At 34.1% G+C, this 19,135-nt stretch carries 21 protein-coding genes and 1 riboswitch; of the genes, 12 read left to right on the top strand and 9 right to left on the bottom strand.

Annotation, left to right across the window (positions count from 1 at the left end; all coding sequences use genetic code 11):
• Window positions 1–831: 831 nt before the first annotated feature.
• Window positions 832–2,427, top strand: coding sequence for an acetolactate synthase large subunit (locus SB717_RS00470; protein WP_410902962.1), 1,596 nt, complete (start codon window positions 832–834; stop codon window positions 2,425–2,427).
• Window positions 2,428–2,446: 19 nt separating this feature from the next.
• Here SB717_RS00470 and SB717_RS00465 read toward each other — a convergent pair whose 3' ends face one another.
• Complete coding sequence (locus SB717_RS00465; protein WP_410902961.1) at window positions 2,447–3,010, bottom strand: YybS family protein; 564 nt, start codon at window positions 3,008–3,010, stop codon at window positions 2,447–2,449.
• Between the two features lie 329 nt (window positions 3,011–3,339).
• Window positions 3,340–4,770 (bottom strand): PQQ-dependent sugar dehydrogenase, encoded by a 1,431-nt coding sequence (locus SB717_RS00460; RefSeq protein WP_264133461.1) that lies wholly within the window; start codon window positions 4,768–4,770, stop codon window positions 3,340–3,342.
• A 215-nt stretch (window positions 4,771–4,985) separates the two neighbouring features.
• Between SB717_RS00460 and SB717_RS00455 the strand changes: the two genes are divergently transcribed.
• Both SB717_RS00455 and SB717_RS00450 read left to right on the top strand, forming a co-directional pair.
• Window positions 4,986–5,360, top strand: a complete 375-nt coding sequence (locus SB717_RS00455) for a cupredoxin domain-containing protein (protein WP_074683017.1) — start codon at window positions 4,986–4,988, stop codon at window positions 5,358–5,360.
• A 245-nt stretch (window positions 5,361–5,605) separates the two neighbouring features.
• Window positions 5,606–5,785, top strand: a complete 180-nt coding sequence (locus SB717_RS00450) for a hypothetical protein (protein WP_074683016.1) — start codon at window positions 5,606–5,608, stop codon at window positions 5,783–5,785.
• Between the two features lie 330 nt (window positions 5,786–6,115).
• Here SB717_RS00450 and SB717_RS00445 read toward each other — a convergent pair whose 3' ends face one another.
• On the bottom strand, window positions 6,116–6,520 hold the full coding sequence (locus tag SB717_RS00445; RefSeq protein ID WP_029714804.1) for a hypothetical protein: 405 nt from the start codon (window positions 6,518–6,520) through the stop codon (window positions 6,116–6,118).
• A gap of 254 nt (window positions 6,521–6,774) precedes the next feature.
• On the opposite strand from SB717_RS00445, the gene SB717_RS00440 reads away from it, so the two are divergent.
• Window positions 6,775–7,092, top strand: a complete 318-nt coding sequence (locus SB717_RS00440) for a DUF3243 domain-containing protein (RefSeq protein WP_410902960.1) — start codon at window positions 6,775–6,777, stop codon at window positions 7,090–7,092.
• Window positions 7,093–7,341: 249 nt separating this feature from the next.
• Here the strand turns inward: SB717_RS00440 and SB717_RS00435 are convergent, their stop codons facing one another.
• Together SB717_RS00435 and SB717_RS00430 are read right to left on the bottom strand one after the other, a co-directional pair.
• The gene (locus SB717_RS00435; protein ID WP_165575304.1) at window positions 7,342–7,512 is read right to left on the bottom strand and encodes a hypothetical protein; all 171 of its coding nucleotides are present in this window, start codon (window positions 7,510–7,512) and stop codon (window positions 7,342–7,344) included.
• 117 nt (window positions 7,513–7,629) lie between these two features.
• A complete protein-coding gene (locus SB717_RS00430; RefSeq protein ID WP_013056420.1) occupies window positions 7,630–7,809 on the bottom strand; it encodes an H-type small acid-soluble spore protein in 180 nt (59 codons plus the stop codon).
• A 151-nt stretch (window positions 7,810–7,960) separates the two neighbouring features.
• Between SB717_RS00430 and SB717_RS00425 the strand changes: the two genes are divergently transcribed.
• The 5 genes from SB717_RS00425 (at window position 7,961) to dapA (ending at window position 11,050) form a co-directional block, all read left to right on the top strand.
• Window positions 7,961–8,260: a hypothetical protein gene (locus SB717_RS00425; RefSeq protein WP_410902959.1), complete on the top strand. Its 300-nt coding sequence runs from the start codon at window positions 7,961–7,963 to the stop codon at window positions 8,258–8,260.
• Window positions 8,261–8,506: 246 nt separating this feature from the next.
• Entirely contained in the window at window positions 8,507–8,758 is a 252-nt protein-coding gene (locus tag SB717_RS00420) for a YnfE family protein (protein ID WP_074683014.1), read from the top strand.
• Window positions 8,759–9,002: 244 nt separating this feature from the next.
• Window positions 9,003–9,290, top strand: a complete 288-nt coding sequence (locus SB717_RS00415) for a hypothetical protein (RefSeq protein ID WP_410902958.1) — start codon at window positions 9,003–9,005, stop codon at window positions 9,288–9,290.
• 61 nt (window positions 9,291–9,351) lie between these two features.
• Window positions 9,352–9,609, top strand: a complete 258-nt coding sequence (locus tag SB717_RS00410) for a hypothetical protein (RefSeq protein WP_410902957.1) — start codon at window positions 9,352–9,354, stop codon at window positions 9,607–9,609.
• A gap of 248 nt (window positions 9,610–9,857) precedes the next feature.
• Window positions 9,858–10,036: riboswitch (Lysine riboswitch) on the top strand.
• 126 nt (window positions 10,037–10,162) lie between these two features.
• Window positions 10,163–11,050, top strand: coding sequence for a 4-hydroxy-tetrahydrodipicolinate synthase (gene dapA / locus SB717_RS00405; RefSeq protein ID WP_410902956.1), 888 nt, complete (start codon window positions 10,163–10,165; stop codon window positions 11,048–11,050).
• Between the two features lie 262 nt (window positions 11,051–11,312).
• Here dapA and SB717_RS00400 read toward each other — a convergent pair whose 3' ends face one another.
• A complete protein-coding gene (locus SB717_RS00400; protein ID WP_029715083.1) occupies window positions 11,313–12,158 on the bottom strand; it encodes a DMT family transporter in 846 nt (281 codons plus the stop codon).
• A 360-nt stretch (window positions 12,159–12,518) separates the two neighbouring features.
• On the opposite strand from SB717_RS00400, the gene SB717_RS00395 reads away from it, so the two are divergent.
• Entirely contained in the window at window positions 12,519–12,944 is a 426-nt protein-coding gene (locus SB717_RS00395; RefSeq protein WP_074683012.1) for a CBS domain-containing protein, read from the top strand.
• 189 nt (window positions 12,945–13,133) lie between these two features.
• On the opposite strand, the gene SB717_RS00390 is transcribed toward SB717_RS00395, so the two are convergent.
• Window positions 13,134–13,784 (bottom strand): DUF421 domain-containing protein, encoded by a 651-nt coding sequence (locus tag SB717_RS00390; protein WP_410902955.1) that lies wholly within the window; start codon window positions 13,782–13,784, stop codon window positions 13,134–13,136.
• Between the two features lie 869 nt (window positions 13,785–14,653).
• On the opposite strand from SB717_RS00390, the gene SB717_RS00385 reads away from it, so the two are divergent.
• Window positions 14,654–15,880 carry a CynX/NimT family MFS transporter gene (locus tag SB717_RS00385; protein WP_264133459.1) on the top strand — a complete coding sequence of 409 codons (1,227 nt, stop codon included), beginning with the start codon at window positions 14,654–14,656 and terminating at the stop codon, window positions 15,878–15,880.
• 128 nt (window positions 15,881–16,008) lie between these two features.
• On the opposite strand, the gene SB717_RS00380 is transcribed toward SB717_RS00385, so the two are convergent.
• Window positions 16,009–16,290 carry a YesK family protein gene (locus tag SB717_RS00380; protein WP_410902954.1) on the bottom strand — a complete coding sequence of 94 codons (282 nt, stop codon included), beginning with the start codon at window positions 16,288–16,290 and terminating at the stop codon, window positions 16,009–16,011.
• Between the two features lie 56 nt (window positions 16,291–16,346).
• Window positions 16,347–17,729: an NADP-specific glutamate dehydrogenase gene (gdhA, locus tag SB717_RS00375; protein ID WP_410902953.1), complete on the bottom strand. Its 1,383-nt coding sequence runs from the start codon at window positions 17,727–17,729 to the stop codon at window positions 16,347–16,349.
• A gap of 169 nt (window positions 17,730–17,898) precedes the next feature.
• Here gdhA and gltC point away from each other — a divergent pair, with 169 nt between their 5' ends.
• Window positions 17,899–18,804, top strand: a complete 906-nt coding sequence (gene gltC, locus SB717_RS00370; RefSeq protein WP_074683008.1) for a glutamate biosynthesis transcriptional regulator GltC — start codon at window positions 17,899–17,901, stop codon at window positions 18,802–18,804.
• Window positions 18,805–19,135: the final 331 nt, after the last annotated feature.

Here is a 19,135-nt window from a genome sequence, read left to right as displayed (position 1 = left end):
CATAAATATGAACCTAAATTAGATGAGAAAGCACACGGGGACCGGTCTGTCCAAAAGAAAGGGAATTTCACTCAAAATTTTTAAAAATAGTGGTGTAAAAATAGATTCTATTGGTTAGGAATCTATATACCATTTTCATATAAATACAACCTTCGCGCCAGCATCCGTAAACTTGTTTACAAATAAAAAATGACGCCGTTGGAGGCGCCATTTTTTATAGAACAGAGAAGGACACACCCTATGCACGGGCGGTACTCTTAACACATCGTCTTGATTTGATAATACCCAGTGTTTAAATTTAATAAACCTTTTTTTGGTATGATGATTTATGCAGAATAGCTACATGTACCTTTTTAGTGAACATAAGATTTTCTGGAGGCATCAATCAAAAGAGTTCTTACAGGTACAGTTTTTCATGAAGAAATTTCAAATAATCTCAAGCGTTCTACTGGAGATTATTTATTGAATTTCTCTGGAAACTGCTCCTTCCAATTTATACGAGTATTCATCTTATTATTTGTATATGGGATTTTTTACATTCCTTAGAATGTTACTTTCTAATTAATCATTCTTTATAGAGTGTTGTCACGCTCCCAATCAGCTCACACGGATGAAAGGTTGACTCATCCAGTTATTTATACATTATCTAAAAAAATGTATTTAACACAAGAACCTAATGGTTACACTAGAAACAATAGTTAGTGAGTATGATTTCATTCCATATATTTACGATTTTGGTTAGTTAAAACTAGAAAAGATGAGATAAGAATTAATGAGCTATTTTTTTTACATAAGCTTGTCAGAATACTATCTAAAGAGAGGTCGAACAATATGAAAGTGACGGATACACTTGTTCAATGTTTAGAAAATGAGGGAGTTGAATATATTTTTGGAATACCCGGTAAAGAGACCTTGGATTTTATTGATTCTTTATCCAACTCTAAACAGATTCAATTCGTGAATGTGAGGCATGAGCAAGGAGCTGCTTTTATGGCAGATGTATACGGAAGGTTAACAAACAAAGTAGGGGTATGCTTATCAACATTAGGCCCTGGAGCTACTAATTTATTGACAGGTATATCTAGCGCAAAGCTAGACCACTCTCCTGTTGTAGCATTAACGGGACAGGCTGCTTTGGGGAGACAACATAAAGAATCCCATCAATATATGGACATTATTAAAATGGTAGAACCGGCAACGAAGTGGCGTGTTCAAATAAAAGATTCACAAACGCTTTCTGAGATTATTCGAAAAGCATTTAAAGTTGCACAAATGGAAAAGCCAGGACCCGTAGTAGTAGAATTGCCAGAAGACTTAGCAGCTCAAATCGTTCCCATTAAACCTATTTCACCTACATCTATACCCATAAGTATACCTATAATGGAGTCAATTCAGGCTGCCAATACTCTTATTAAGCAGTATGAGAGACCTTTTGTTATTATCGGTAACGGCGTTGTTAGACAGGAAGCCGTGGATGAGCTTCAACTATTTATTGAACGCCTTCAATCACCGGTTACCCATAGTTATATGGCTAAAGGTGTGTTATCTAAAGATCATCCAAAAAATTTCTTTACATTTGGATTTAATGAGAAAGATGAAGTGTTGGCAGGCTTAAAGGAAGCCGATCTACTTATTGTAATTGGATTTGATTTTGTCGAGAAATTACCCAAAGAATGGAACACGGAAAAAACACCAATTTTACATATAGATACTTTACCGGCAGAAATAGATGAATATTATCCTGTAGAAGTGGAATTGGTTGGAGATATAAAGCAGACTTTACGCGTATTCAATCAGCTGGATATCGCTTGTAAAGCGTGGATACCCTCTGGCAATCTCCAGAAACAAATTAAGCAATCCTATCATATTGAAAAGAAAGAGATAGATACCAATTTACTGCCTTTAACAATCGAGAATATCTTGCATAGTATTGAAAAGCTCTCTTCAGAGGAAACAATTGTGATTTCAGATGTGGGGGCTCATAAAGTATCTATAGCCCGAACTTATCAGCCCAAAAACGCTAACAAGTTCATTATATCAAATGGCCTAGCTTCCATGGGTATTGCTTTACCAGGTTCAATTGGAGCTAAACTAGCCTGCCCTAATGATTCAGTTATTTGTATTACTGGAGATGGAGGAATTTTAATGAATTTTGCAGAAGTAGAGACGGCAAAGCGCTTAGGGCTTTCATTCGTCATTATTGTTTTAAACGACTCTACATTAAAAATAGAGCAGGAAATGATGAACAAAAAGTTTGGTAAGAGCTATGGAGTAACTTTTACAAACCCAAATTTTGTCCAATTGGCAACTAGCTTTGGAATTAAAGGAGAACGGGCAAATAATTTAGTTGAATTTGAAAATATAATCAAAAGAGCCTTAAAAAATTCAGGTGAGATTGTCCTAATTGACGTTCTTCTAAAAAGCTAATTGCGATTTCTCCATTATTTTAAAAGAAAATAAACGTTTTTAATTTTTTAAAATACGCTAAGCTGAGCTCAACCCAAATCCAACTATAAAGGAAAGTAAATACAAAAATTAAACCAGTAGTAGAAAGAGAAAAATTATTGGAGATCACGGGACCTAGTACTGGGAATTTGAAAACGCACAATAAGGTAATAATCCCAAAAGTTAATAAGGTGGCACCACTTATAATAATGTACAATCTCTTTTTAAAAAAGTAAAAAGCAGCTCCTATGCCCATTCCCAATATTCCTGTTGTAAAAGGAAAAATAATAAGTTCACTTGGCTGGATAACCAGAAGAAGCAGATTTGTTAATATATAGATAATAAACCCTAGAGGAAGCGAAAGTATAAAACAAAAAAGAATGGGTGCGGTAGATAATGGACTAAGGAAAATGCCTATTCCTGGTAAGAAACCTCCTGCTGATTGAAAAAGGGCTGCTAAGCTGGCGAAAAGAGCGCCTGATACAAGCTGCTTCGTTTTAGATAGTCTATTAAAAAGAAACTGTGCAGATTTTACTTCATTTGAAAGAGACTTTAAAAAGTACATGAATTTCACCTCTGTTAACTGTTTTTACATTATAAGGGGTTAAAGACTGATTTAGATCACTGACCGATATATCAACTCTTACGTGTAATATATGAAGAAATTAAAAGGGAGGACTAATAAGTCGCATTCACTTTTACAGAAATAGGTCGTACTTTCTAAAGGTATGGTACTGTAGCCCATAAAATGAATCTTTTATGGGCTTTATTGATTAAAGGCTTTTTTATTTTCTAGAAATTTCATTTGCTCATTCCTATAAAATAGCTGGTAAAAAAATTAAGCTATAATTTTTTTAGGGAAACCAATGCTTAGTCGAATTTTATAAATGTAAATCATGGAACAATTTCAAAAACAGTACCTTGATTAAAGTCAGACACTTTCATAGAGCCATAAACTCCTAAATAAAGCCTAGTTTGATTCAGGTTCGTTCCCAAACTAACGTAGTAAGCCGATTGAGAACCAAAATTATAATCAATTTCCACAATATTAAAATCATTTAGCTTACAATCTGTACCTGCCTTGGTATAAGCTAAAACTCCTCTAACTGGGGATCGAGATTCTTTAATCTGGGCAATATCCGTAAACATAACGCTTCCTGTTAAGCTAGGGATTTTGTTTCCCATATATGGCTGAACTCCTGTAAGGGAGGTCCCTCCAAATTTATTAGGGCGGGGATCTTTGTGAAAATAACTAGTTAAAGGCTGAAGACGTCTCGCTGAAGTTTTTACTGCTTCATTGTAATAAGCAATTATTTTCTCATCCAAGGCCGGATTTTCAGAACACCTTTTTATAAATGAAGTTGGAAAATCTCCTTCCCATCCCCGCCATCCAAGGTTAATAAATCCTTCCTGGTTGGGTTTAGCTCTCATTAAAGAAGCTTGAACAAGTTGAGGAACAGGTATTGGCTTGTAATGAACAAATGAAAAAATAGACTCTACCACGTCTTGTCCCACGTTTCCCACATATTTGATGTACTGACTATAAAACTTTTGAAATGAAATGCCCGTTATATTGCGAACTCCTTTGGCAATGAGCGTAAGGGTTTCCTGAATAGGTGAAGGAAGTTCATTAAAGCGTGTGACTGCGGGTGGGTTATGGATGAATGTATTCTTACTTACATCAATTTCAATTATCTTTCCGTAAATCTCCATATCATCTTGACTTAAATTAAAGGGGTCATATCCTGATCCGCCATCTCCGATTGTTAAGATAAGTTTTCCAGTTTCAGGTGAAAAGTTTAAGCTGTTGACACCATTATGATTAAAAAATGGTCTTCTTAAGTTAAGTAACGTCCGGCTTTTTTGAGGTTGACCGTTTGGTTGGAAAATCCATTCTTCCACTGTATCAATATGATCATATTTAGTTTCTCTATTTATCCACTTTAGTTTTGAAGTTTTAGGATCACACGGGTTAGGCTTAAAATGTTCGGAAAGGGCACCTGGTCCTTGTGTTCCAGCTACTGAGTAATGAAGATAAAACAGACCGTTATAATAAAATTCTGGATGAAACGCTAGCCCTAGCAGCCCTCGTTCATCATATCCCCCACGAGAAACACCTGGTTCAGACGTACCCAGTTTTATGATTTGTGAGCGAATATCCAAAAAAGTCTGTATAGCTTCATCTCTTATGTAAAAGATTTCTCCTACTTGGGTTGCAATAAATAAGCTTTCAAATGAGTCACCCGGAAGTATAGCCGTTTTCAAAACGGTAGGTAAATTTATCTTACTAACAATAGGCCGTAAACTAACCTTAGCTTTTATCAACTAACTTGACACTCCTTTTTAATGGTTTCTTTTATAAGAATATGATCGTAACTGTTCTATTAGTATCAATACTATTTTATAAAGTTAGGCAATTTAATGGAATTTGTGCTTTCTATAAATAGAAATAAAGGAAAAACAATGATTAATTCAAAAAAAATAGTGATATTTTTTTATGAATTGGAAAAGAATATGGGTTATGAAGGGAGTGAATGCAAATGTCTGTGAAAAACTGGTTAATGGGATTAGTCGTTTTGTTTACGATGGTTATCAGTGTGATGACTTCAGGATCACTCGGTGTTTTGGCCGAATCCGACATGGTAAGACAAAAAACCATGGAGGTTCAGTTGAACGATGATTACTTTAATCCAGAAACCATCACTATCCCGAGTGGAAAAACGACAACATTGATATTGAAAAATGAAGGTCAGAAAGAGCATACCTTTACAGTAGAAAAACTCGGAATTGACGCTGAAGTACAGCCTGGAAAAGAAAAAACCATTACCTTGAAACCACAAAACCCAGGTACATATGAACTGATATGTAGGTATCATTTTAATAGTGGAATGGTAGGGAAAGTGATAGTCAAATAATAAGCAGGGCCAATCGGTCTCTGCTTTTTGAAGTGAATATAGCATACTTTCTTAGTTAACATAACGGATTTTAAAGGTGTGAATAAATCGTTCACAATTTCAAAAAAGTAATAAATATTAATTTGAAATATATACTAAATGAAGAAAAGGCACAGGAAAGCATAGAATAAAAACAGCATTTATATCCAGAATATTAAAAAACGTATTCTTAATGAGCATTGTTTAATTAAAAGGAGGAATTTTATATGGGGAATAACCAATCAAATGATTTAGAGCAGGTATCAGAGAACAATACAGATGAAACCGAATTAGGTGATCTTGAGAAAGAGTTTGTAACAAAGCCTTCTGATCCTTATCCGCATAAGTATTATACTGGAGATACTTCTATGGTTTCTAATGCTGTGCGAGGAAACGATAAAGAATAAAAGTTTTTTTATATTAATATATAAGGGGAAATTTAGAACATTTAAGCTTAAGCTCTGTATTTTTTCAGATCCAAGATACACCTCATAAAAATACAGTTATATTTCATTTATTATTTCAAATTATAAGTAATCGCTTTCATTTTTCACTTTCCCGAAATCATTTGATAGGTTATAATAAATATCTACAAAAATATTAAATGATATGTAAGTAACAAGCAATTACACCCTTAATATTTAACTAAAAGAAAAACTCCCTTAAGGCATTAGGGGAGTTTTTCTTTTTTTATGTATACTATATAAGGGGAAATTCACCATAATAATAGGGCGAACTCACTTTTCAATTCTAACTAATGTTTTTTCCGGCATGTCAATATCATCAATGTCAAAGTAATGGATGTTTAACGTTAATTTCCTCTCTTGTTCTTCAGTTTCTTCCCCTATCCAACAACTATACAATTCAAAAAAGTCTCCTGACTTAAGGTAGCGGTCCATCAATTTGCATAGTGCAATTAGTTTCTCTTTTGATTCTTTACGCCTGCTCTTATTCATATATTCCGTAATTTCAATTCCCCAGTCACTTGCAACTTCATAAACATAAAGGGTAGTAAATTGGTGTTTCTTTATGTTCAATCGATTTCTTTCATCTGAAAAGCAACTGCCAATAGTAACTAAATCATCTAATTCCTTATTAATAGGTAATTCTACGTTTGAACCTATATAAGTAGCTAAACTCATTTGTATTCACTCCATTCCTCATCTAAATAACTAATTAAGTTTTGTGAAACTAACCTAGGTTGTTAATCTCCTAAGAAATACATTCTGTTATCAAAAAGGTTTTTCACTAAACTCTATTACAAATACTCGAGTTTTATTCAAGGTTTACTATTATTCTACTTAATATAGGAGTCGGCTACGAAATGTTTATATACCTGTAAATAGGGGATTTATCATATAAGAACATTGATACTTAATTGGAAGGAGAATGAAAAATGAACAATAATACTGAAACCGTCGAAAATAAAGTAGAGGATAAACTAAATGAAATGAGTCAAGAGAAGAAAGACAACATCCTTTCTAGTTTTAACGAATTTAAAAGTTACTTAGGAGATAAAGTCACAAAAGGTGAGAAACTAGGGTTAAATGATAATCAATTAGCTCTAGCAGCTAAAAAAATAGCTGACTATCTCGCAATCCATGAAGAGCCACAAAATGAAGAACAATACTTGTTACATGAGTTATGGAAAGTTGGAAACGAGGAAGAACAACATCATCTTGCTCATATGCTTGTTAAATTAGTCAAAGAATAATCTACATCAATTATAGATTGCTTTTTGCCATTATTTATTTAGGGGTTCAAATGCATTCAATCAATATAGCAAAGAGCCACTTGCGTAAAACAAGTGGCTTTTTATAATCGTTATGTGTCAGGTAATATCGTTACAAAATTAAGAATAAGCCGAAATCGAAATATGCTATCTGAAAACCTTTCTATTGTTAACTTAATAAAAATGTATAACTACAGAAAAGAAATAAAGGTCGGTTATTTTCTTCTCTTTTTATTCATTTTCTTTAGAATCTTCTTGATAATGCTCATTTAAGTATGGGTTCTCTGTCGTAGCAAAATTAACGGATTGAAGGCTTGTTTCAGGGTCCATTCCATAATAGCCTTTTAGTTCCGCATTTTCTAGCTCGCCACTTCTGAATTGTGGTTCTTTTTTCTCTTTCATGCTGCACCTCTTTTTTCTTATAAATAAAGCTTAGAGAAATATGGTATCAGTTATTCGGTTCTATTTGGAGATGGAAGAAAAGAATGCGAAAATTCCACATTCTTCCTTTGTGGCTTTTTATTTTTCTTCTAAATCAAGGACTGGAACCATACGGTCTTCATCATGTGTTCCTCTCGCATGAACGGTAGCCATACTTGATGTTTCATCTACACTTTTAATCCAAATAGGAACTCCGTGGTAATGAACATCAATTTCCTTGGGTGAAGAAAGAATTTGCTTAGCTCGATTTATTTCCATATTATCACCTCATTTTTTAGTATGTCCTTAGATGTGTTAATTAAAAGATAAAGCTATATTTCCTCAACAAGAATTTGACTGCATGCTATGCTCCATCAAAAATTAATCTATTCTTTAGCTTTACATGAAGCAAACATCGATGGGTTTACTTATGAAAATTCAATTTGAGTTTAAAGTGCTAAATGCTATAGAAGAAAAAGGGGTAAAATGCTACACTGGTCAGTGCTTAATCGGAGAATTCAGACATATTATTAAAGCACGTTATGATGAAAGTGTGTGTGCATCTGATTACAATCAACAATTATGGAACATATCAGTTCTACATCAGACCTTTATTGAAATTGAATCGGCAAGCTTCATCATGAAAACGGAGAAAAGTATACCTAGTTTCCGCAAGGTTTACGTTGGGAAAACAGCATTTTTTCCAGTAGTGGGATTTTTTCTTTTTTAAGTATAAATCTAAGAAAATAACACATACTATAAGCAATCCACCGTTCCCTTTGTAGGTGAATGGTCTCTCCTTTCAGTACAGAATATTTTCGAAAAGCACCCTCTAGGGGTGTTTTTGTTTTTTAAAAATGTATAATTCTGGAGGTTTGACGCAATATTTATAGAGGGAGAGTGCTACTTTTCCTTTACTGATGTGTCATATTTTTGATCCATGTGTTACTTCAAAAATAGAAGGAGAGGGATAAATGTGGAAGAATTAAGACAGTATGTCGATGTTGTTAAGAAAAATATTGAAACGATAAAAGCTCCTGATTACGAAGGAAAAGGAAGAGATTTAGAAAATCAGCAGGAACAACTAGAGCAGTATGAGCGATACCTCAAAGCAGAAAGCATCTCATCTGAAAGTTTTGATCGAATTGTGGATGCTGCTGTAGGTTATGCCTCTGAAGACATTTCTTTTTCAGAGCTGGAAGACATGTATAATCAATTAACAAAATAGTACTTTCATAACCATAACGGATAACGGATAACTATAAAAAACGAGCACGTACTGTAACTAATCACTTTGTTCCTTTTGATGACGAATCGTTTCTTCTGTAATATGTTAAGTTTACAAAAAACATCTGTCTTCACAGGTGTTTTTTATTTTGAGAAAATATATTAATTTGTATACAAACTAAGTTTTATTTTACTTCCAGTAGGGAAATAAAATAGTAAATTAAAGCTGAGAGGATGAGGGATTCATGATGGAGATGGAGGTAAAGAACCTTCAAAGGTCAGAACCTAAATTTAGAAAGGCTGAATCAGAATACTTAAATAAGGCAATCGAAGAATATTTCGCTCGTCGTACATATCATAATGCACCAGTAGTTGATGCACTTCGATATGTACTAACGATTGATAATCAAAGGGAACGTTTAGAAAGTGCCGTTGAACTTTTTGGAGATAATATCAAAGAAGTAAATAACCAAGATATTATAAACTATTTAAATCAATGTAGATGTTATAAGGAAATAAGAGATATAGTCTAAATTTGATGCTATCTTATGAAAAAATTTATTGTTCATAAATAACCAAAAGGAGATTGGAGATATGAACTATAAACAAAAGGATTATTATATTAGCGCAAAAGAAAACGAATATTATAAAGTACTAAATGTAGTTGAGTATATGTTAGAGGAAGCAAAAAGCAACAATAAATATCCTATATGGGGTGAAAAGCTAAGAACTGAGTTAAAAGAAAGTGCTGGCAACAATCTTACTCCATGGCATTTTAATACAATAATATCCGTACTTTTAGATTACGTACCTGATGAATTAAAGAATAAACCTAATGCTAAGTCACTCTAAGCGGGTGGCTTTTTATTATATGTACACTCTATAAATTCAAATATATAGCGGATAGCAAAAAGAAAGGTAGACTGCTAACATGAATGATATTGAGGTTGTGAGCTTGAGTCAATAATTTGGACACATCCTAGTTTAGGGACTCAATTATATAATATCCGTGAAACTATACTTAAATGATTCTTGCGTGAAAGGAAATTTACTGTTATATTAAATTCAATTAAATATTTTCTTATTTCAATATTTTTTGAAGTGAGGATAGAGGTGCAAAGATCATAAGTATACAATTTGAGGAGAATGAGATCCAATGACAATTGTGGAAAGGGGTATTTGCCGAAGCCAAAAGAATCTCATGTTCTTGAAGCTGGTTCTGCTGTTGAATAAATACAGAACTGTCATATAGGAAACTATATGGAGGGCTATCTTACGCACGGAAACTATTTTTGATAAATATTGTTTCTACTGCAGCAACGAATCCCTCGTTGCTGCTTTTTGCGTTTCTTATGAATGGTCCTGACCCCTCTAATTTTAAAAATTTTATAAAGGGTGTGTAGTTATGAATTTTGGCCAAGTATTAACAGCAATGGTTACCCCATTTGATCAGAATGGCGAAATTGATTTTAACGCGACGAAAACGTTAGTTGAGCATTTAATTACAAATGGCACAGATGGCTTAGTTGTAGCTGGTACAACTGGAGAGTCTCCAACATTAACCACAGAAGAAAAAATTGAATTATTCAAATGTGTTGTAAAAGCTGCTGCTGGAAGAGTCCACGTCATCGCTGGAACTGGCTCAAACAACACGCAAGCTTCGATTAGCTTAACGAAACTTGCAGAGGAAACAGGAGTCGATGGTATTATGCTCGTTGCTCCATACTATAATAAGCCGTCTCAAGAAGGCTTGTACCAGCATTTTAAAACGATTGCGGAATCAACCTCTCTACCAGTTATGCTTTATAATATCCCAGGGCGAAGCATAGTTAACATTTCTGTTGAAACAATTGTTCGTCTATCAGAGATCCCTAATGTTGTGTCAATTAAGGAAGCAAGTGGCAATTTGGATGACATGGCAGAGATTATTAGCAAAACACCTAGCGACTTTACACTATACAGCGGCGATGATGGGTTAACAATACCAGTATTAGCAATTGGCGGGACAGGAGTTATTTCAGTTGCTTCCCACATCATTGGCAATGATATGCAAGAAATGATTAATGCCTTCAAAAATGGCGATGTCCAAAAAGCTGCTGCTATACATCGCAATCTGCTTCCAATTATGAGAACATTATTTATTGCGCCAAGTCCTTCGCCAGTAAAAGCTGCATTAAATTTAAATGGAATACAAGTTGGCGGTGTTCGTTTGCCAATGGTTCCTTTAAGCAATAAAGAGCAAAGTGCACTAGAAAAAGTTCTGCAAACTAGCGGCATTAACGTTACCTGTTGAAATAAATAAAAATAGATTAGAAGAGAGAGCATAGCTAAAACGACCGATTCAATCGATGCATTAAGGCAAGGTTGGTGCCCAAAGCTCAAGATGGATGAATTATCATTTAGCTAACTCCTAAAAATAGAAAAACTCCCTTAACGCATTGGGGGAGTTTTTCTGTTTTTTCTATGTATGTATACTATATACATCTTCAGTTGCCATACAGAGGGAGACCTATTTTACTATATGTTCGTTCTTCTGTCGGTATTAGTGCAAAAACTTATATCTTAGTCAACACGATTCCGCATAAAGTAAGAATAATTCCTATTAATTGATATTTTTTAAGTCTTTCTTTAAAGATAACTAAGCTCCCAATTAAAACAACAATACAATTTAAACTAATGATTGGATAAACCACACTGGATGGACCTTCCTTTAGGGCGAATAAATAACAGCTGTAACCAATCGTACTTAATATACCAACTAGTATACCTATCTTTATTTCAATTTTATGTGCAGTTAATTTTTTAAATTCTTTCCGAGCTAATAAACTTAAATAGACAGCTCCTCCGCCATACATTGAAACAAGCATTTCACCCATGCTAAAGTGCTGATACGTGCTGAATTTCATAATAATACCAACTGTTCCGATAGATAGAAGAGCTAAACAGCAGCTCAAAATCCATAATTTATACTCTATGTGTGCCGTTTTGTTTGGTTGATACTGAATAATACAAGCTGCCAATATAATAATGACGATACCAATCCAATTTGTTAAAGGAATGGATTGAGGAAATAATAAGGATGTAGCTATAACAACAATGACTGTATTCATCGCAATAATGGTAGATGTAATACTCGCAGGTCCTTTCTCAAAGGCTTTCGACATTTGGATATTGCCATTGGCATTTAAGATACCGATTAGTGCCCCCGTTAAAATAGGTAAAATGTGAAATTCAAAACTTCCTTTAATAAGAGTAACTAATAAGAGGATAAAAAAAGAAATCCAATAAAAGAAAAGTTGAATACACACTTTAGATAAATGTTGAAGAGCACCCCATTTAAATAAAGTATTGTTTACTCCGAAGCATACAGCTGTCCCTAAAGCAGATATAAACCATAACATAGTGTGTAATTCCTTCCTAGTAGTTTTTATACTACTAAATTATACAATTTATATAATAGTTTTAATATTTCAATTTAATGAAAATTAGCTTCGGATAACTCTTTTGTAAAAGTATAAAGATGAGAAGTATAAATTTATTACGAACCAACGGGTTGTGCTCTTTTATTAAAAACTCGTTTCCTGTCATTCTTACACCTTTTTACTGTCCAATAAAATGCGATGAATTTTTCAAATCCATTCACCATTTTCTTCTCATTAAAACCTAAAGCTTTGTATCCTAAAACTCAAATGGACGTTTTAGAAGATGAGGTGCGGGAATCAAGTGAAGTAAGACAATGATTAAATAAAGGAGGAGTTGCTATGAATATAACAGAAGTGATGACTTCTAATATTGAGACAGGTAACCTTAAAAGTTCATGTGGTGAGGTAGCTAATATGATGAAGAATGTAGATGTAGGAGTTATTCCAATTTGTGAAAATGATAAGCTGATAGGCCTAATAACGGATCGTGATTTAGTCGTCAAGGGATTAGCTAATAATTTTAATACGAATACCCAAATATCTGAAATGATTAATACTGATGTTATTACCGGTACAAAATACATGTCTGTAGAGCAGGCTTCAGATCTCATGTCTCAGCATCAAATACGCAGACTTCCTATTGTAGAAAACGGAAAACTCATTGGAATGGTTTCTCTGGGAGATTTAGCGATAAGTAATACTTCAAATAAAGAAACAGGAAAAGTTCTTGAGAATATTTCAGCTCCTGCTGAGCTTAATAAATAAAAAAAGCCCTTTTTGTACTTCATCTTATAGATAAGAGCAAGCTGATTTTTATTAGCTTGCTCTTCGTTTATACATAACAACACATGACTATTACAGCTTTTAAAGATCTTGTATTCAATAGCTCCAGCAGTTTGTGGCTTTCTATAGAATTAGCCAAGTTTAAACCCATTTTCGTCCTAGATTTTTTTATCATTCATTTTTTATATCCACAAAAAGCTGCCCATTTAAAAAACTACAATATAAAATACGTTTCACGTCTTTGTACCCTCTTTTTTTCAATTCGTTGAAAAGCCAAGAAGAATTTTTATTTATTAGATTTAAATGCTTTTCTTGAATGATCCCATCAATAACAAGGGGAAGTAAAAATACAGATCCTGATTTATCTTTGCTTTCTGATTTTTTAAATACAGATAATGTACCTGAAGGCTCTAATATCGCATAATCTACCTCACGGATATCTCCTATATTTTTATCCCGCAGTTGTAAAAGCAAGTCGTCCAAATTATAACGTGATTTTTTCATTTGTTTTTCATCAATTTTTCCTTGTCTTATTACAATAATAGGTTGCCCATCTAGTACTCTGCGTAACTTTTGACTTTTTAATTGGATATAGGTAAGCCCTATTTGGATAAGTGTTAATATAAGAATAGGTACAAGTTGATGTAGTAAGGACTCTCCCGTATCCTCAATTGCAACCACTCCAAGTTCACTTATCATAAGCACAACAACAAGATCAATGACATTTAGCTGATTTATGCCTCGTTGGCCAATAAAACGAAAAATAATAATAATCACAACATATAATAATACTGTACGCCAGCTTACTTGGATGATTTCCACTTTACGCTCTCCTTTCATTAGAATCTTCTTCTTTCTTGGAACAGGGGTGAATGTAATATATAGATTTATACACTTAGCTGATTCTCTAAGATGTTTATTTCTTTATGTTAGAAATTAAATGAATAACGTACAAAGTGTTTAAAGTGTTATTCATGGCACTAGATTTTAACAGGAGCCTTATAAAAACAGTTAACTTAAGAGAGTCGATTATATTAACTTTGTTTTGTATATTATGTGTATTGAAGAAGATGCCGTTTAGGCATCTTGAATAGTTTGCTCAAGGTATTAGTATTTATACATTTAGCTGTCTAATACCGCAGCCATATTTATACTCTCATCTATATGTGCTAAAATAACCAATGAACTAATCCCTCTAAAAATTAGAAGGATGTACAGTTGATATATTAAAGGCAAATCGTATGTCACTTGTAGAACAAGTTGTCTCTCAAATCGAATCCTTAAATGAATATAGAGTATATGGGAAAATGGAAGACAGATCCTTTCTGAAATGAAATTAATGCAACAATTTGAAATGAGCCGAAATACATTGAGAGAGGATATATAATCTGTCGTACATACTGGCCGACTACAAACAAAGCAGGGAAAAGCTTATGAAAAAGCTGACATCCAGCTGCATAAAACAATGTTAGAAGCATTACATAAATCATATGTTAATTGATTTATATAACCATATGATAGATTCTTTACATACATCTGGTCATCATATAGTTGAAGTAAGTTCTCATACTGATTTTAGTTGAACCTACTTTGTAAACTTGTGGATGCTATCATGGCAATCTGCACAGTAAATGAATATATTACTTAATTTTAAAAACTTTAAGATTATATACGGAGGGTCTATAGCTACCATGGGTATCCCACACACAACAAATCGACTAGAACAGCCAAAACTAAATATAAATCCTAAAATAGGATTACTGATTATAGGCATTATCCTAATTGGAGCTAATCTCAGAGCCCCTTTAACATCTGTGGGCCCACTGGTAGCTTCTATTCGTGACAGTTTAGGAATATCTAATACTTTAGCAGGAACAATAACTACAGTACCTTTACTAGCTTTTGCATTCCTATCTCCTTTTGCTCCCAAGTTAGCTCGGCGTTTCGGCATGGAGTTTACGCTATTTATTTCCTTAATCTTATTAACAATCGGAATTGGAATACGCTCTTTTGGTGGAATAGAAACATTATTTGCAGGAACGATCTTAATTGGTTTATCTATTGCTATTGGAAATGTATTGTTACCTAGTCTAATTAAACATAACTTTGCACAAAAGATAGGCATGATGACAGGAATTTATGCAGTTTCTATGAATTTATGCGGCGCTATTGGGTCTGGTATAAGTATTCCCATTTCTTCAGTATCAGGTTTAGGATGGACCGGAGCCCTTGGATGTTGGGGGATTTTATCTCTTCTTACCATCTTCATTTGGCTACCGCAATTGCGAAATCGACATAAGTCTACGAAGTCTCAACAAACAGTGCAAAAGGGTGAATCTATTAACTTATGGCGTTCTAGATTAGCATGGAATGTCACATTATTTATGGGATTTCAATCCTTTATCTTCTATACAGTTATTACATGGATGCCGGAAATTCTTGAACAAAAAGGATTGAATACTCATGACGCTGGCTGGATGTTATCGTTAATGCAGCTTGCTGTACTTCCTATTACGTTCCTCGTTCCTATTTTAGCCGGCCGTTTGCAAGATCAGCGTTTATTAGTAGTCATTCCAGCTGTTTTGCTTATTGGAGGATTATTAGGTATCTTGTACGGAAATACACTCCTTATCCCATTGTGGATTATTATGGTTGGAATTGGAGTCGGGTTTGTATTTAGTTTGGCAATGATGTTCTTTAGTTTACGCACACAAAGTACTAACGAGGCAGCAGAATTATCCGGTATGGCTCAATCATTCGGTTATCTTTTATCTGCTGTAGGGCCTGTGTTATTTGGAGGACTACACGACATTACACACAGCTGGACTATCCCTTTACTGATGCTAGTTTTAGTTTCAATCTTTATTTTTATCGCCGGTATGGGAGCAGGGAAGAATGAATATGTGACTTCTAAATAATAAAGAGGTATAAAAGCCCTTTAGAACTGAGGTTTTAAAGGGCTTTTATACTTGGTATTATTTGACGTCTTCTTTTTCTACCAATCATCCGCATTATATAAACTGACTTTGTATGTGCTATACATACTTTAGTGGTGAATGTTTTTACTGAATTTTCTTTTCACAGATTCAGCTATAGATATAATTAGTAGGGAGATAAGTGATGAGATAAAAGCAGTAAAGCTAATTGTTCCTATTCTCATACCAATCCATCCTCCGATAAGGAAGCTTACGATAACAACGCCAACACTAACCACTCCTACAATGAGAGGTGTTATATATTTAATAGTAGGTTTTTTTCTACTGAGTGCATATGAAAGTGCAATTAAACTAGCAATTATAATTGTAGAAACTATCTGTAAGTCACCCATTATTAACAGCCTTTAAATTCAAGATATCCATACTAGTATATTCTCCTAATGAAGTATCAAATAACACCTTGCTCAATCATAGCATCAGCAACTTTTATAAATCCAGCAATGTTTGCACCTGCGACAAGATTACCAGGAGCGTTGTATTCTTGAGCAGCTTTCTTGCTATTTTGGTATATGCTTTTCATAATCGCATGTAATTTGCTATCGACTTCTTCAAAAGTCCAAGAAAGCCTAGTGCTATTTTGAGCCATTTCTAATGCTGATACAGAAACACCACCAGCGTTTGCTGCTTTAGCAGGGGCAAATAAAATATTGTTCTCTAAGAAAATCTCGACAGCTTCTAATGTAGATGGCATATTTGCACCTTCACCAATTGCTTTTACTCCATTAGAAACTAATAATTCTGCAGAGTTTTGATCGATCTCATTTTGAGTAGCACATGGTAAAGCAATATCACATGGTACTGTCCAAATCCCATTACAACTTTCCACGTAAACCGCTTCGGGATGATCATTTACATAAGTACTTATGCGTTTTTTTTCTACTTCCTTAATACGTTTAACTGTCTCTAAGTTAAGACCATCTTTGTCATAGATATAACCATTCGAATCGCTGCACGCGATCACTTTAGCCCCTAGCTGCATCGCTTTTTCAATTGCATAAATTGAGACATTTCCTGACCCTGACACAACAACTGTACTGCCTTTAAAGCTGAGATTATTATCTTTTAACATTTCTTCAACAAAGTAAACTGTTCCATATCCAGTTGCTTCTTTACGAGCTAAACTTCCACCATAACTAAGGCCTTTTCCTGTTAGAACACCTGCTTCAAAGGTGCTACGCATTTTTTTATATTGCCCAAACAAAAAGCCAATTTCTTTACTTCCTACACCAATGTCACCTGCAGGAACATCCGTATCAGGTCCGATATATTTGCTAAGTTCTAGCATAAAGCTTTGACAAAAACGCATTATTTCTCCATCTGATTTTCCTTTAGGATCAAAATCAGCACCGCCTTTACCGCCGCCAATTGGTTGACCAGTTAAAGAGTTTTTAAAAATTTGCTCAAATCCTAAAAATTTAATAATACTTGCGTTGACAGATGGATGAAATCTTAATCCGCCTTTATATGGACCAATTGTGCTGCTATATTGGATGCGAAACCCTCGATTAACTCTAACATTTCCCATATCATCGATCCAAGGTACACGAAAAGAGATGACTCTCTCAGGTTCAACGATTCTCTCCAGAATAGCTTGGTTAATATACTGAGGGTTTTTTATAAGAACAGGTATTAAAGAATCGAATACTTCTTTGACTGCCTGATGAAACTCACTTTCACTTGGATTTCGTTTTTTTACTGTTTCAAATACTTGATTAACATAATTCTGCACGCTTTCTGTATTCGCCGATTGATTTTTTTCAACTGTTATCATACTTATCCGTCTCCTATTTATTGATTTATAATGAAAATTTAAAAAATTCGTCGTAATTTTTTAGGGTTGTTATTATAAAATATTTTATAATTGAAATAATGATCGAATCAATATAAAGAAACGATAATATCAATGCATTTTATGCATTAACTAATAAGGAGGATATAAAATGGACTTTAGACAAATCCGTTATTTTATGGAGGTTGCTACACGCGAACACGTAACTGAAGCCGCCCATTCTTTACATGTAGCACAATCCTCCGTAAGTCGACAAATAGTAAATTTAGAAAATGAATTAGAAGTTGATTTGTTTATCAGAGAAGGAAGGAGGGTACATTTAACGCCAATTGGAAAAATATTTTTTGAACGAATGAAACATGCCATGAATGTGATAGACGATGCGAGACGTGAGGTTAAGGAATATTTAGATCCTGAAAAAGGAACAATACGCATTACTTTTCCGATAAGTTTAGCAGCGTATACATTACCAACTGTAATCTATGCATTTAGATTGCGCTATCCGGAAGCAAAATTTCAGTTAAAACAAGCGCTTTACCAGGAATTAATTGAAGGTGTGATTAAAGGCGATTTTAATCTTGGTCTGATAGGTCCACTTCCTCTCAAAGAAAAAAAACTTCAACAAAAAGTTTTATTTACGGAAAATATTGTGGCTCTTTTGCCAATTCACCACCGCCTTGCAAAAGAATCCTCCGTAAAACTTCAAGAACTAGTAGATGAACCGTTTGTTTTATTACCTGAGGGGTTTGTCTTTCGAGATATTGTTGTGAATGCTTGTCAGAATCTTGGCTTCACACCAAATGTTGCCTTCGAGGGGGATGATATTGATGCGTTGAAAGGGTTAGTTTCTGCTGGTTTAGGTGTAACACTCATGCCAGAAGTCACGCTAGTCGATAGCTTGCCACGCTCAACAGTTAAAATACCATTGGTTGAACCAAGCGTAACAAGGACTGTAGGCGTTATTACCCCAAAGGAACGAGCACTACTTCCAACGGAAAAGTTATTTTATGATTTCCTTCAGGAATTTTTCACTAGATTAGATGATTTTAAGAGCTGATTTATACTCAAGAAAAAGTACGTGATTAGCAGAGAAAAGTAATATATTACATTTTTTGTTACCTAAATCCCTTTTTGGGAATATGAACAAAAAAGAATCCCTTGAAAACAGGGGATTTAAGAAAGGCTCCAATTACGAATTAGGCAGCTTTTATACATATGCTTATGCTTATCCTTATAATAAATCGCTTTTATGAAAAAATATGTTGTAATTTACTTACTAACACACATTTCATATCTAGTTTTATAAAAAGCTGCCTCTACTGACGCTCCGAGGCAGCTTTTTATCTCGTTAACATGTTAACAATAGTTGTTCAGTCAACGTTACTTTG

Origin of the sequence: Priestia sp. SIMBA_032 (assembly GCF_046535215.1) — a bacterium.
Classification (GTDB): Bacteria; Bacillota; Bacilli; order Bacillales; family Bacillaceae_H; genus Priestia; species Priestia aryabhattai.
Note: the sequence above shows the minus strand (reverse complement) of the source record. Positions and strands in the feature narration are given on the sequence as shown.